This window comes from Pseudoalteromonas sp. S2893, assembly GCF_005887105.1.
GTDB classification, from domain to species: Bacteria; Pseudomonadota; Gammaproteobacteria; order Enterobacterales; family Alteromonadaceae; genus Pseudoalteromonas; species Pseudoalteromonas atlantica.
Genome location: NZ_PNCY01000010.1, coordinates 22,411 through 37,701, shown reverse-complemented (window position 1 = coordinate 37,701; position 15,291 = coordinate 22,411). Strand labels below are relative to the sequence as shown.

The following is a 15,291-nucleotide window of genomic DNA, read 5'->3' as shown; positions in this document are numbered from 1 at the left end:
AAAGATTGTCGTCAGCTAATTACAGTGTCCTACAATTGTGTTTTAAGTACGGTAAAGGAATTATAAAGCTAAATGTTTAAGTTATTTATTGGTGTTTTTTACTCTCTACTTTGTTTTAGTACTTTTGCTAATGCAGTAAAAGAAGATGTTGGAAAAATACTAAGTGGACATTTAACGAGTAGTCAAAGTCGTGAGCTTATGGATAAGTTAGAGCGCAATTTACCTTATTCTTCAGTGCTCGATACTGCTCGTGTTAAAACTGTAAAGTGTTGGTTTTATGACCCCCAAAATGACAAAAATCATATAGCATTAAATGATTTACTGACAGATGCAAATCAAGCAATCAAAAAAGCTAACTCGCCTAAATTAAAACTCGATTTAGAAACATGCCACGCATTTCATTTATACCAACAAGGCAAAGTAAGTACAGCCACTTCAATGGCTAAAAATGTTATTAGTGCCACCTCTAAAAATCCAGAGCTTTATTATCAACATGCAACAGCTAACTTAATATTAGGGATAATTTTTCGTTCACAAGGTTCGTACCAGCAAGCTTTTTTGGCATTTCAACAAGCTTATAATTCCTATGAGCAAGGCGGCTTTTCTTACGACAAAGCGCTTATACTTAAAGAGATAGGGCTTATCCACGCCGATCTTCACAACTTTTCGCTCGCTGAAGAGCAATTGCAAAGAGCGATTAATGAGCTGACAAATTATAATGAGCAAGAGTGGTACATAGCCACAGATAGCCTAGCCCAAGCTCATGAAGCTCAAGGTAATTATCAAAAAGCGATACTGTTGTACAACAGTATACTCCCAGCGGTTACTAAGTATGAAGACGATGAAGGGAATGCTTACCTACTTTTTAAAATCGCACAAATAAATATTCAATTAAATGAGCTGCAAGCGGCTAAGCAATACTTAAATAAAGCCAGGGGTTTAACACTAAATAGTGAGTGGATTAAATTTATTCAATCAATAACAACAGCTGAGTGGTTAATTAAAAAGGGCCGCCTAGATGAGGCGGAACTGCTTTATTTAGACTTTGAGCAAAATAGTTCTCAAGTATGGTCAGTTGACTCTTTAACACGTTTTTTAGAATTTAAGCGTGAACTAGCAATGCAAAAAAATAACTATCAGCAAGAAGCCTTAGCTCAAAGAGAGTTATTAAAAATCGCAGATAGAAAAGTGCAAGAAATTGCAGATAATACATTACTATCTCAACGTTTAGCGTTTGACTCGGAACAGCAAAAACGAGAAATAACAAGACTGAAAGAATCGTCAGAGGTAAAAGAGCAGTTATTAAATTTAGCTGATGAAAAAGCGTTTTGGCAAATTGCATCTTTGCTGTTTTCTATTGGGCTAATATTGATTTTAGCTTACATAACTTATAAACAAACTCAGCATAAACAGCGATTTAAAACACTTGCATTAAAAGACGAATTAACAGGTATCGCTAATCGTAGAGCAATATTTGAATTTAAATATAATGCGATTAAAAAGAGTGAGTTTTTAGGGAGTGCGTGTTCACTAATTGTTATTGATATAGACCACTTTAAGCAAGTAAACGACACTTACGGACATGATATTGGTGATGAAGTTATTATTTCTACTGTTAAATTTATAGAAAAAAACATTCGTCAAACAGATTGTGCAGGTAGGGTTGGCGGAGAAGAATTTTTAGTTGTTTTACCTAATACTCCTCTTAGTTTTGCACATGAGGTGGCCCAGCGTATACGTGAAAATATTGAAAATGTTACTCATACCTCACTCCATATAAAATCAACAGTAAGTATTGGTGTAGTACAAGTTAAACCAGGTGAAGCCCCAAAAGATGCATCCCGACGAGCTGATGAACAATTATACGCAGCTAAAAATGCAGGCCGTAATAAAGTAATGGTTTAATAACTCAATAATTATTGAGTTATTAAACGGCTAGAATTTTTTATTTATTATTAAAAAATATACAGGTCTAATTACTAATGAGATGGTAGTAATACCAATTATTATCAAAAATAACAGTAAACTAATTCGTTTAATATCAATATTATCAAATTTATCTTTAGTTACTAGAATGTAAATCGTTCAGTTGATTGTTGCTAACAACATTTAACGTTTGCTGATTTATACAAAATAACAAAGGGTAACGCTATGAAATACGAAGGGTTTACTACATTCAATACCATTGCAAATAATGGAATTTTAACGGTTACTTTTGACTACGCACCGGTAAATGTTCAAGGTTTACCAATGCTTGCAGATTTAACAATGTTGGCACAAAAGTTAGAAGCCGATAAACAAATTAAAGTAGTGGTGTTTCAATCGGCCCATCCAGAAATATTTGTTTCGCATGCCGATACCGACTTTTTAAAGGATATGTCTGATAAGGCTGTTCCACGTAACGAAGTAAAACTGCTCGACCTACAGGTTGTGTTAGAGCGCATTAGTAAATTACCGCAAGCAACCATTGCAAAAATAGAAGGCTTTGCCCGAGGAGGCGGCCATGAGTTTGCGCTCGCATGCGACATGCGCTTTGCAGCTCGTGGTAAAGCTAAGTTTATGCAAATGGAAGTGGGTATGGGGATTTTACCTTGTGGCGGTGGTGCATCGCGTATGGCACGTCAAACTGGTTTAGGCCGAGCGCTTGAAATAGTACTAAGCGCCGATGACTTTGACGCAGACCAAGCCGAATTTTACGGCACCGTTAACCGCGCACTAAACCCAGACGAAATAGGCCCATACGTTGATAAACTTGCAAAGCGCATTGCGCTTTGGCCAAGCGAATCGATTAATGCCACTAAACAAGCAGTGTATGAGTCAATCGACTTACCTATTCAAGAAGCGCTTCGCGCTGAAGCTTATTGGTTATACCAAGCGACAAGCCAAACACCTGCGTTAAGGCGTTTTAAATACGCCGATGAGCAAGGTGCCGAGTACAGCATGGAAAACCAACGTAATTGGCCCGACATGGTGGTTTCAATTCAAGACGTTAAATAACGGTTTTAACTAAGGCGCAGTGCATGGCAGTGCGCCCTAATTTATTTAACTTCAGCTGTAGGCTTTGATTTTACAGTGCAATAGGCGATAAACCATGAAAAAAATACTCATTATTTTTGCTCACCCAGCGGCTGCTCGCTCAAATATAAATAAAGGGTTGCGCAGCGCAGTAGAAGACCTTGAAGGCGTTACTGTTAACGACTTATACGCACATTACCCCGATCTGATGATTGACGTGCAGCGCGAGCAAGCTTTATGCGAAGCACACGACATTATTGTTTTTCAACATCCTTTTTATTGGTACTCAAGCCCAGCCATTATTAAACAGTGGTTTGACCTAGTACTTGAACACAATTGGGCGTATGGCTCAAAAGGTGATGCATTAAAAAATAAATTGGCGCTACAGGCCATTACAACCGGGGGCGATGCCGATACCTATACGCCCAAGGGCATAAATAAATTTACCATAGAGCAACTCACTTCGCCTTTTAAAGCCACTGTTAATTTATGCAAAATGCAATGCTTACCGCCGTTTGTAATTAGTGGCGTACACCGTGGTTTAGCACCAGAGCAGGTACATAATTATGCTCAGCAATATCGCCGCGCTATTTTAGCACTGCGAGATAGCAAGCTAGATGCAGCGCAGTTGGCGGACAGTGAATTTTTAAACTCTGATTTAAATAAACTTATCAGGAGGGACTAGCTATGGAAGGTTTTTTACTTCAAGTATTTATATTTTTAGCCGCTGCGGCCATTGCGGTACCTATAGCAAAAAAATTAGGCTTAGGCTCAGTGCTGGGTTATTTAATTGCCGGTATTATTATTGGGCCTTTTGGCGCTTCGTTAATTGGTGATGTAGAAGCCATTATGCACTTTACTGAATTTGGCGTAGTGATGATGCTATTTTTAGTTGGGCTTGAACTTAAACCGTCCTTACTTTGGCAGTTAAAGCTGCCTATTTTAGGTATTGGTGGCTCGCAGGTAATTGCTACAAGCATTATTATTACTGCTATTGCGCTAATATTTTTACCGTGGCAGCAAGCATTGGCGGTTGGTTTAATCGTGTCGTTATCGTCTACGGCTATTGTGCTACAAACCCTTCAAGAAAAAGGCCAAATGAATACAGAAGCAGGGCGCAGTGTGTTTGCTGTATTGTTGTTTCAAGATTTAGCGGTTATTCCTATGCTTGCAGCACTGCCGTTACTGGCAACATTTGCTATAGCGGGCGGCTCGCACCACAGCTCTGTGCTATTTGATATAACAACACTGCCTAATTATTTGCGAGTGATACTGACTCTTGCGGCTATTTTTGCGGTATTTTTAATAGGTAAATTTGCCAGCCAACCTATATTTAGAGCCATAGCAAAAACCGGTATTCGCGAAGTGTTTGTTGCTGCTGCGCTTGCTTTGGTTATTGGTACCTCTTTGTTAATGCTTGCGGTAGGGCTATCGCCGGCGCTTGGGGCATTTTTAGCTGGTGTGGTACTTGCCGACAGCGAATTTAGACACGAGCTTGAAAGCGACATAGAACCCTTTAAAGGCTTGCTACTGGGTATATTTTTTATCTCCATTGGGGCGAGTTTAAACTTTACGTTAATTGGCGATAATCTATTACTAATCCTTGGTTTAACAACAGGCTTAATTGCCATAAAGTGGTTGGTATTAGTAATTGTTGGCAAGTTATTTAAAATTAGCTCGGGAGCGCGCTCGTTATTTGCCATTGCCTTAGCGCAAGGTGGGGAGTTTGCGTTTGTGTTATTTCAGTTTGCAAAAAATAACGGTGTATTAGCCAATAACGTCATTGACCCGCTTATATCGGCGGTGGCTATTTCAATGTTTTTAGCGCCGTTGTTATTTATTTTTCATGATAAGTTTTTAGCACAAAACCAAGCAATACCAGCACAAAGCTCAGAACCCGATACGATAGCACAACAAAATCATCGTGTTATTTTGGCAGGCTTTGGCCGTTTAGGCACAGACCTTGGCCGCTTTTTAATATCTTCAGGTATTAAACCCGTTATTTTAGATAACGATGCTAACAACGTTAACTTACTCAGAAAACTTGGCTTTGAAGTTTATTATGGCGATGCCACGCGTTTAGATTTACTTCATGCAGCAGGAGCAGCATCGGCAGAGCTACTGGTAATTACCATGAGCAATACCGAACAAGCCAAACATTTGGCTGAGCTGGCTAAAAAGCATTTTCCGTGGCTTAAAATAGTAATTAGTGCATACAACCGCGAAGCCGAGTTTAAACTCATGGATAGCGGCCTTAATAGCATTCACCGAGAAACAGTTGGTAGCGCACTAGAAATGGGGCAAGCCGCTTTAGAAGCGTTAGGAGTAGAGCCCTATGAGGCTTACCGGTTACAACGTTTGTTTAAACAAAAAGATGCTCATGTAATGCCTGAGCTTTATAAAAATCGCAACGAGCAAGAAAGTTATATATCGGCGTATAAGCAGCATCATCAGCATCTTGAGCAAGTAATGAGTATAGATAGCGAAAACCTAAGAGCGACCGATAACGCCTGGAAAGCTAAAAACCCAACGTAGCGGTACGTTTATATTAGCTATTATCAAATTATTGAATAAAGTAACTCTGCTAAAATGGGTATTATAAAAATAAAGGTTAGTTGCTACTATTTTTACATGCCCAAGGGGTTACCTATTAAAACAACGGAGAACAATTATGTTAGGCGAAAATCACTCAGTAGCAAACGAATTCCCACAGTACACAGACACACTCACATCGCTTATTAAAAGTGATGCAGAATTTGCACAGCAAGTTGAAAAATACAACGCACTGGATACACAAATTCGCGAGTTAGAACTCGAAAATGCGCCAATTGATGACGAAGCAATGCATCAGTTAAAGCATGATCGCGCAGTACTAAAAGACATAATCTATAAGCGTTTAAACAGTAAATAACGGTTTTATTTAACACTTTAAAATTAAAGCTTAAAACGCAAAAAGCACAAACCTAGGTTTGTGCTTTTATATTTTACGGTTAAATAATTATATTTTTTCCCAGTAGGGTTCGTCACCAAAGTAGCCGCTAAAGTAGTCTATAAAGGCCCTTACTTTTGGCGCTAATAAACGCGAACTTGGGTAAACACTCCAAATAGCGGTGTCGGATGCAAGTGGGTAGTCTTGTAAAATTTGTACCAGCTCACCACTTTGTAGTTTTTTATAGGCACACCAGCTCGACATTAACGTAATACCTAGGCCTTGCACGCACGCATCGCGCACCGCTTCACCGTTGTCAGCTTGTAATACGTTATTGGTTTTAATGTTTTGTGTGCCCTCGGGTGTAATAAACGACCACGTAGTTAAACCATGTAAATTAACGCAAGTATGATTTTTTAAATCTTGCGGTGTTGTTGGGGCGCCGTGTTTTGCAAGGTAATTAGGTGATGCGCAAATTAAGCGTTTATCGCGGGCAACCTTTCGGGCTATAAGGGTTGAGTCGTTTAGGGCTGCGTCGCGTATTGCTATATCAAAACCACCGCCGACCATATCAATAATGCTATCGCTTAAGCGTAAATCAATTGTCAGGTCGGGGTATTGCTCAATAAATCCAGCCAATGCAGGAATAATATGCATACGCCCGAACGAAGCAGGGGCGGTAATGCGCAATTTTCCTTGTGGAGTTACACTGCCTATACCTACCGAGGCGCGTGCCATTTCAACATTGGCAAGCACTTCCTCGGCGTGGGGTAAAAAAGCCTGCCCCTCTTCGGTTAGCGATACTTTACGCGTTGTACGATGAATAAGTTTAACGCCGAGCGTTTCTTCAAGCTTATTCATTTGGGCACTAGAAACCGCAGCCGACAAACCTAACTCCTTGCCAGCTAAGCTAATATTGTGTGTTGTTGCGATTCTGACAAACAGATTTAAATGGGCAATGTTCATTATCAAATTTTTCAATAAACTGATTATTTAAACAACTATATTATCAATACTTAGTTGTGTAAATATACTAGCAGCTTATTCATTGTGACTTTTCCTGTGGCGCTTACTATAAGCGCCTTTTTTTTCGGTATTTTTCTCGTTTAAATTTTTAAGTTTAGAGTGAGCCTGCCTTATGAGCCGTAATACATCATTACTTTTAAAGTATTTATTTAAGCAAACTTGGCCTATGTTGGTTGGCTTGTTTTCTATTATGGGAAGCCAGCTGGTAGACAGTATTTTTATTGCTAAGCTAGGCGCTGAGCCGCTCGCTGTAGTTGCCTTTAGTATTGCTATTTTTCAGGTAATTGTGGGAGTACAAGTAGGCTTAGGTATTGCGGCAACTGCGACCATTTCTACTGCACTTGGGGAAAATAAAGTTAACTATGCACGCTACTTAGGTAGTTTAATCGTACTTATTGGCACCGTAATTGTAACGCTATTGTGCTTGGCGTTGTGGCTTTTTCAGCAGCCTATAATTTTAGCGCTGGGTGCAACGCCTTCGTTATTTAATTTAACCGAGCTTTACTGGCTACCTTGGCTAATAAGCTGCTGGCTTGGAGCGCTTCTTTATTTTGGTTACAGCATTTGCCGTGCCCATAACGAAACCTTATTGCCTGGGCGAATTATGGTGCTAACCAGTGTGTTAAATATAGCGCTCGATCCATTGTTTATGTTTACCTTTGATATGGGGTTAGCGGGTGCTGCATGGGCAAGCTGTGTTGCTTTTTCAATAGGCTTAGTAGTGGTGTTTTACACGCTTATTAAACGAGAACTTGTAACCTTTGACGTTTTAAAAAACCGCACCGAGCAGGCAATAAAAGCCATTGCCAAAATGATGGCGCCGGCTTTACTTTCACAGTTTATTCCGCCTATTTCAGCCATGATAGTAACGGCATTGATTGCCGCGTATGGTGGGTTTGCTGTAGCAGCTTGGGGGCTTGCAAACCGTATTGAATATATTGCGATTATTTTAATTTTAGCGCTTACCATGGCGCTGCCCCCCATTGTTGGAAATTTAAAAGGGCGGGGCGAGCTTAGGCAAATATTAAGCGTAGTAAAACTTGCGTGCGGTTTTGTAATTGGCATACAAATTTTATTAGCGGTTATTATGCTAGGTGTGGCTAACCCGCTTGCAAATGCGCTTAGCAATAATAGTGAAATAGTAGCTAACCTAACAGATTACTTTGCATTTGTGCCCCTGAGCTACGCGGCTTTGGGTGTATGTATGATCACGGTATCGGTATGTAACGCGCTGGGGTTTGCGACCACGGCCTTATTTATCTCTATATTACGGCTATTTTTGTGTTTCTTACCACTACTTTGGTTAGGCTCGTATTTTTACGGTTTAACAGGGTTATTTATCGGTATGGCATGCGGTAATACCTTATCGGGTATTGTGGGTTGGCAGCTTTTTAAGCAGCAATATAAGCGGTTAACAACACACGTTAGCGTGCGCTCAAACACTGTTTAATTATCAATATATTAAAGAAAGTTATTCCACTTAAATTGCAATTATCAAAATAGTTAAATGCAATTAGTATGCACCTCATTGAATCATTGCTTAATCTAGAGCAGCTAAATTTGCTGTGTTTAGGTCAAGCAATTGCAATAAAAATAGAGCTGCTTGAGGTGAATAACATGAAACTTTATAAATTATTTTTAATAGCTATAACGCTATACGCAGGCGCTGCAACGGCTGCACAAGATTACTTTTCGATGAGCTATATTCAAGGCGAAGGAGACGTGCGAGGGATTAAGGTGGCTTATCAATATGCCTTAGATTATCAAATAGAAGGCTTTGAAGAGCTAGAGATTTACCTAGAAGCCAATGCCAACTTTTTTGAATACGATGACCCAAAACGCTACGACGCTAATTTAGGCTTATCGCTTTCGCCTGTTATTTTTTATCCTATTGGCAGTATTGCTGGGAACCGCGTTTTTGCCGAGTTTGGTATTGGTTTAAGCTTATTAGATGACACCAAATTTGCGGGTAAAAACATAAGCACACATTACCAGTTTGAAGACCGCCTAGGCATTGCCATGAAATTTGGTGAGGCTGAGCAACATAGCGTGTCGCTTAAGTATTTTCATTATTCAAACGCTGGTATTAAAAAGCCCAACCCAGGCCTCGATTTTATATCGCTTAGCTACTCACGCGCACTTTAACTAAAAGCAAAAGCCCTAAATTTAGGGCTTTTATGTTTTATTTAGTGGCTATATATTTTCGCCAACTACCGTACTCGCTAATATCTTTACCCGATTGTGCATGGCTTTGCGCAATAAAACCGGTAACTAGGCTTTTATCGGCAAGTGTTACTTGGCCTATACCGAGCGGGTCGCTAATACCTTGTACAAAACTTGCAAAGTGTTGAGTGGGCATTCGCCATACTTCTAGTTCAAAGTCGTTAGCATCTCGCTGTGTTTTAAACAGTGCAGGGCGCTCTATGTTGCCCTCAACAGCAAACATTTTATAGCTCTTAGCGCTACGTGTTTTAGTAATTAGCTGAGCATTACGCTCAATTAGCTGGCTGTTTAGTGGCATACCTGATAAATGCGCGCCACATACTGCAATATCAATAAAGCCCGTATTTTTAGAAGTATCCAGCTCGGTGCTAATGAAAGGGTGTTTAGTTGCCCCTAATGGCAATGCATTGTGCTGCATTATTTTATCGGCATAGCTAAGTAGTTTTTGATCTTTCATTGCAAAGCTAAATAACGTAATACCAAAAGGCATACTCTCGGCTGTAAAACTAGTAGGTACGGCTACTGCAGCATAATCTAACAAGTTCATAAAGTTGGTGTAATAACCAAGCTGAGAATTAAGCTCAATAGGGTTTTCGCGAATTTCATCTCGTGTAAAGTGCCTGCCTGCGGTTGGCGTAACAACAAAGTCAGCTTGCTCAACTAATAAATCAGCTTGCTGCTTAAAAGCTTGTAGTTTGTATAACGCGCTAAAACAATCAATAGCCAGAGGTTTAATACCGCCACTTATAATAGTGCGGGTAACATCTAACAGTGCTTGTGGGTTATTTTCCATTAAATCTTGAGTGGCTAAATAGCGCTCACTTACCCAAGGACCTTCGTAAAGCAGTGTTGCAGCTTCAAATAAAGGACTAAAGTCGAGCTCCTTTTTAACCCCGCCCATTTTTTGTAATTCGTTAACTGCTTTTGCAAATTCACTTTTGTAACCTTCGTCACCAAAAAATTTCAGCTGCTCAGGAAGTGGTACAGCAAAGCTAAATGCGCTATTTACCAATACTGGTTGCTGGTTAGCTGGCGGGTTTTTACGTGAGTAGCAATCATTGGGGTCGTATTTAGCAGCTACCTGAAGCACTTTATTAGCATCGATTGCATTTAACGCAAATATACTCATGCAATCAATACTCTTACATGCCGGTACCATGCCGCTATTCGATAGCAACCCTTTACTCGGTTTTACACCCACTAGATTATTAAAACATGCGGGTACTCGACCAGAGCCTGCGGTGTCTGTGCCTAATGCAAAGCTTACAATACCAGAGGCTGTGGCAACGGCTGAGCCACTGCTTGATCCACCCGAAATATAATCAGGATTAAACGCGTTTGGTGTTTCACCAAAAGGAGAGCGCGTACCCACTAAGCCTGTGGCAAATTGATCAAGGTTAGTTTTACCAATAGGGATGGCGCCTGCTGCAATGAGTTGCTCTACTACAAAGGCTGAACTTTTAGGTGTATAGGTAAATTCAGGGCAGGCTGCGGTAGTGGGAATACCGGCTAAATCTATATTATCTTTTATAGCAAAAGGAACCCCATAAAGAGGATGCGTTTTTAACGATTTAGATTCTAAGGCTTTTAAATAGGGCGCGAGCTCTTGCGCCGAAAGTACATGTAGCCATACGGCTTCTTGTTGTTTTGCTTGTTCAGTTAAATGGCTAATCAGAGTGGCCGGCGATAACTCACCACTACTGTACGCGTTATGTAATTGGCTAATTGATAAGTTAATTTGTGACATTCCATTACCCCTGTAAAATCATTAAAGCTTGGCCTGCATGAACTTGCTGGCCTTCTTTTACTAAAACCTGTACTACCTTTGCACTTTCGCTGGTGGTTAAATCAATTTCCATTTTCATAGACTCTAAAATCACCATAGACGCGTTAGCGTCAACTGCTTGGTTTTGCTCGGCATTTATTTTCCACACACTGCCTGCGGCCGTGGCCTCCATTAAGTACTGCCCAGGCGCGAGTTTAATTTGTTCACCTTGCTCGGTTTCGCTTTCTTCAAATTTATAATTTAATTGGCCTGTACGTTTCCACTGTTCCATTTCTTCGGCAAAAGCTTGCTCACGCTGCTGGGTAAATGTATTTATATTTTTTTGGTTTTGTTGCCACTGCTTTTGTAGTTCAGGCATAGAGACAACAGCTTGTTCTATTTTTGGTTGCCATTTACCTAACACAAAGTCTTCTCTAGTTTGCATTAGCTCTTCATGGCTTACAGGGTAGTATTTTATTTGATCAAAAAAGCGTAATAACCAAGGTTTGTTAAACACATCAGTTTTACGATAGCGGTTCCACATTTGTACTGTGCGTCCCACAAACTGATAGCCACCTGGGCCTTCCATGCCATAAATACACATGTAAGCTCCACCAATCCCCACGGAGTTTTCGGCGGTCCACGTGCGAGCAGGGTTATATTTTGTTGTAACCAAGCGATGGCAATGATCAAGCGGCGTAGCTACAGGTGCACCTAAGTAAACATCGCCTAAGCCCAGCACTAAGTAGTTTGCGTTAAAAACAATGTTTTTTACTTCCTCAATGCTATTTAAGCCATTAATACGCTTTATAAATTCAAGGTTAGAAGGGCACCAAGGCGCATCTTTTCTAACTGATTGATGGTACTTATCAATTGCTTCTTGGCAGGCTTTGTCGTTCCAACTTAGTGGTAAATGTACAACACGCGATTCAAAGCTCAGCTGACGAGTGTCACCCAAGTTTAGGTCGAGCTGTTTAATGGTGTTTACCAAACTCTGTACTGCAATAGATTGATTATCGTAATGTATTTGCAAAGAGCGGATACCAGGTGTGAGCTCTAGCACCCCATTTAACCGCTCTTTTTGTAATGCCTCAAGAAGTGCTTGTACGCGGGCGCGTAGGTTTAAATCTAAAATAAGCTCGCCGTATTCAGCAAGTAAAAACTTATCGCCTGCTTGGCGAAACACTAAATCGGGCTCGCCATCATCGGTTACTAAGGTATCTATTATTGGGGAGCTTGGCTCACAGGTTTGATAATTACACTCAACACGCTCTAGGCTGGCTAATTGCGAGTTTTGTGCTGTTTCGATAAGTTGTGCATTAATGTTATCAACCACTTCAAAACGCAGTGAATCACCCGCTTTTAGTTGGCCGAGCTTCCATAAATCGGCACTAATTACGGTAAAAGGGCAAACAAACCCGCCTAAGCTCGGGCCATCGGGGCCTAAAATTACCGGCATGTCGCCTGTAAAGTCGACTGTGCCAAACGCATAGGCATTATCGTGAATATTAGAAGGATGCAGGCCTGCTTCGCCGCCGGTTTCGCGTGCCCAATCTGGCTTAGGACCTATTAAACGAATACCTGTACGGCTTGAGTTGTAGTGAATTTTCCACTGATGCGCGTGTATGGTTTTAATGTCATCTTTAGTAAAAAAGTCTGGCGCACCATGGGGGCCGTACATTACTCGCAACGTCCAATCGTTTGTAACAGGAGTAACAACGTGCTCGTTTAAGCTGGCTAACGGTTGTGCTTGTATAAATGTTGGTAACGATAAAAAGTCGCCCATGCGCAGGGCTCTGCCGCAGTGTCCACCAAATTGCCCTAACGTAAACGTACTTTTGCTACCTAAATAATCAGGGCACTGAATACCGCCGCTAAATGCTAAATAAGCACGGGCGCCAGCTTGCGTTACGTTGCCAGTTTTTAGTACTTGCCCCGCTTTAATATTAATTATTTGGTTACATTGCTGGGCTTTCTCGTCAAGCCACAGCTCAATAGGTGCACCGGTAATAGCTACTTGGCAGTCTTGGTAAAACTTAAGGCTTGGCCCTTGTAATGTAATTTCTAAACCGGCTGCGTCAGCTGGGTTATTTAATAAGCGGTTAGCAAGTTTAAATGAGTAAAAATCAAAAGGGCCTGAGGGCGGCACACCAATATCCCAATAACCAGTACGGGCAGGGTAGTCCTGAATGGTGGTCATAGTGCCTGCTTTTAGTACTTCGAATCCTGCAAAATGAGCTTTAAAATCATTTAAAGTACGGGTAAAAATACAGCCTTGTACAAACTCCTGATGCGCTAAAATTTGTTGCACGTAACTTATATTGGTTGTTACACCATATACTTTTGAATTATTAAGAGCAGAGTTTAGTTGCTCAATGGCTTGCTCGCGGGTATCTGCATGAACAATCACTTTAGCCAGCATAGGATCAAAAAAAGGTGAAACGGTTAATCCGGCTTCTATCCAGCTATCTACACGTACATTATCCGTGGGCCACTGTACTTGGGTGAGTAACCCCGCTGAAGGTTGAAAGTTTTTAGCTGGGTTTTCGGCGTAAATACGCGCCTGAATAGCATGCCCTGTAGGTTTAATACTATCTAAAGCGGATAAATCTAACGCTGTATTTTTTATTGATTCGCTATAGGCTATTTTTAGCATCCAGCTTACTAAGTCTACGTTATAACACGCCTCTGTAACGCCATGCTCAACCTGTAAGCGGGTGTTTACTTCTAAAAAGTAAAAACGGTCGTGGTCGTTATCGTAAATAAATTCAACGGTTCCTGCGTTCAAATAGTCAATTGACGCCATTAAGTTTTTAGCTGTGTCTAGCATTGCTTGACGTGTGCTTGCTGGCAGGTTTGGTGCCGGTGTTTCTTCAACTACTTTTTGATTACGACGTTGGCTTGAGCAATCTCGCTCGCCAAGTGTCACTACTTCACCAAAGCCGTTACCTAATACTTGCACTTCGATGTGGCGGGCTTTTTCTACAAATTTTTCAACAAATACACCGTCGTTTGAAAAGTTTTGTGCGCCTAAATGTTTTACGTTTACAAAAGCTTTTTCTAACTCGCTTTGAGAGTCGCAGCGCTGCATGCCAATACCGCCACCACCCGCGGTGCTTTTAAGCATAACTGGATAACCAATTTTTGCTGAAAAAGCAGTTAACTCGTCTAAGTCGCTAATTAAACCACTACCAGGGACTAGCGGTACATTTGCTTGCTCGGCTATATCACGCGCTTGGTGTTTAAGCCCAAACTCAATCATTTGCTTAGCGCGAGGGCCAATAAAGCTAATGCCATGTTGTTTTAGTTTTTCTGAAAAATCGGCATTTTCGCTTAAAAAGCCATAACCTGGGTGTATTGCTTGTGCACCGGTTTGCTTGGCTATATCAATAATTTTTTGCTGGTTGAGGTAGGTCTCGCTTGCGCCGCCTTCACCTAAGCTGTAAGCCTCATCGGCTTCGCGTACGTGTAATGACTCTTTGTCGGCTTGCGAATATAAGGCAATACTTTTAATGCCAAGCTTTTTAAGGGTACGAATAATTCTGCAGGCTATAGCGCCTCGGTTAGCTATTAGAACGGTATTAAACATAATTTTTACTCGTTTTCGCGGGTCGTCCCGCAGCAAATTTGTAAAAGTGATTGGGTCGTCCCAAACACATGCCTTGCGGCTAATTAATTAAATAGTTGATATAAGTTATTGCCAAATAAGCACTTCAACGGGGGTTGGGTTATAAGCGTTACAGGGATTATTAAGCTGTGGGCAATTGGAAATAAGCACAATGCAATCCATCAGCGCTTCAAGCTCTACGTATTTTCCTGCGCCACTTATGCCATCGGCAAAGGTTAGTTTTCCGTCGTTGGTTACAGGTACATTCATAAAAAAATTAATATTGTGGGTTATGTCTTTTTTACTTAAACCAAGCTCTGGTTGTTCGTTGATTGCTAATAACCAGCTATCGCGGCATGCATGCATGGTTTTTTTATCAAGAGAGTATCGCACTGTATTACTTTCACACGAACACGCCCCACCAACGGTATCGTGTCGACCACATGTATCGGCAACAATTTTAAGCATAGGATTACATTCATCTGATAGTAGTACGGTACCTGTTGTTAAATACACATTACCTTGTTCACGAATTGTATCGGTAGCGCTGTAACGCTCACTTGGTTTGTTCGCATTATAAAAAAGCGTATCGGCGGCTTGGTTACCTTCTAAGTCTAAAATGCGTATGGTTTCGCCTTTTTTGACCACATGTAAGTAATAGTCGCCGGCATCAACAACTTGGCGATTAATAGCGTCTTGTTCTAGTAGTTGGCTTGTGGTGATCAT

The 15,291-nt window shown here is 40.9% G+C and carries 11 protein-coding genes; 7 read left to right on the top strand and 4 right to left on the bottom strand.

Annotated features, from left to right (window positions below; all coding sequences use genetic code 11):
- The first annotated feature begins 72 nt into the window (after positions 1–72).
- The 5 genes from CWC04_RS05750 to CWC04_RS05730 all read left to right on the top strand — a co-directional run bounded on the left by CWC04_RS05750 (position 73) and on the right by CWC04_RS05730 (position 5,926).
- Entirely contained in the window at positions 73–1,905 is a 1,833-nt protein-coding gene (locus tag CWC04_RS05750; protein WP_138684875.1) for a tetratricopeptide repeat-containing diguanylate cyclase, read from the top strand.
- A 246-nt stretch (positions 1,906–2,151) separates the two neighbouring features.
- Positions 2,152–2,997: an enoyl-CoA hydratase/isomerase family protein gene (locus CWC04_RS05745; protein WP_138684874.1), complete on the top strand. Its 846-nt coding sequence runs from the start codon at positions 2,152–2,154 to the stop codon at positions 2,995–2,997.
- A gap of 94 nt (positions 2,998–3,091) precedes the next feature.
- Positions 3,092–3,700, top strand: a complete 609-nt coding sequence (locus tag CWC04_RS05740) for an NAD(P)H-dependent oxidoreductase (RefSeq protein ID WP_138684873.1) — start codon at positions 3,092–3,094, stop codon at positions 3,698–3,700.
- Between the two features lie 2 nt (positions 3,701–3,702).
- Positions 3,703–5,550: a monovalent cation:proton antiporter-2 (CPA2) family protein gene (locus tag CWC04_RS05735; protein WP_138684872.1), complete on the top strand. Its 1,848-nt coding sequence runs from the start codon at positions 3,703–3,705 to the stop codon at positions 5,548–5,550.
- Positions 5,551–5,686: 136 nt separating this feature from the next.
- Positions 5,687–5,926: an HP1242/YdcH family protein gene (locus CWC04_RS05730; RefSeq protein ID WP_138684871.1), complete on the top strand. Its 240-nt coding sequence runs from the start codon at positions 5,687–5,689 to the stop codon at positions 5,924–5,926.
- 87 nt (positions 5,927–6,013) lie between these two features.
- On the opposite strand, the gene CWC04_RS05725 is transcribed toward CWC04_RS05730, so the two are convergent.
- The gene (locus CWC04_RS05725) at positions 6,014–6,910 is read right to left on the bottom strand and encodes a LysR family transcriptional regulator (protein ID WP_024033248.1); all 897 of its coding nucleotides are present in this window, start codon (positions 6,908–6,910) and stop codon (positions 6,014–6,016) included.
- A gap of 172 nt (positions 6,911–7,082) precedes the next feature.
- On the opposite strand from CWC04_RS05725, the gene CWC04_RS05720 reads away from it, so the two are divergent.
- Positions 7,083–8,420, top strand: coding sequence for an MATE family efflux transporter (locus tag CWC04_RS05720; protein WP_138684870.1), 1,338 nt, complete (start codon positions 7,083–7,085; stop codon positions 8,418–8,420).
- A gap of 167 nt (positions 8,421–8,587) precedes the next feature.
- The gene (locus CWC04_RS05715; protein ID WP_024033246.1) at positions 8,588–9,115 is read left to right on the top strand and encodes an acyloxyacyl hydrolase; all 528 of its coding nucleotides are present in this window, start codon (positions 8,588–8,590) and stop codon (positions 9,113–9,115) included.
- A 37-nt stretch (positions 9,116–9,152) separates the two neighbouring features.
- Here CWC04_RS05715 and atzF read toward each other — a convergent pair whose 3' ends face one another.
- The 3 genes from atzF to CWC04_RS05700 all read right to left on the bottom strand — a co-directional run bounded on the left by atzF (position 9,153) and on the right by CWC04_RS05700 (position 15,291).
- On the bottom strand, positions 9,153–10,940 hold the full coding sequence (atzF, locus tag CWC04_RS05710) for an allophanate hydrolase (protein ID WP_138684869.1): 1,788 nt from the start codon (positions 10,938–10,940) through the stop codon (positions 9,153–9,155).
- A gap of 4 nt (positions 10,941–10,944) precedes the next feature.
- Positions 10,945–14,547, bottom strand: coding sequence for an urea carboxylase (gene uca / locus CWC04_RS05705; RefSeq protein WP_138684868.1), 3,603 nt, complete (start codon positions 14,545–14,547; stop codon positions 10,945–10,947).
- A 105-nt stretch (positions 14,548–14,652) separates the two neighbouring features.
- Positions 14,653–15,291, bottom strand: coding sequence for an urea amidolyase associated protein UAAP2 (locus tag CWC04_RS05700; protein WP_138684867.1), 639 nt, complete (start codon positions 15,289–15,291; stop codon positions 14,653–14,655).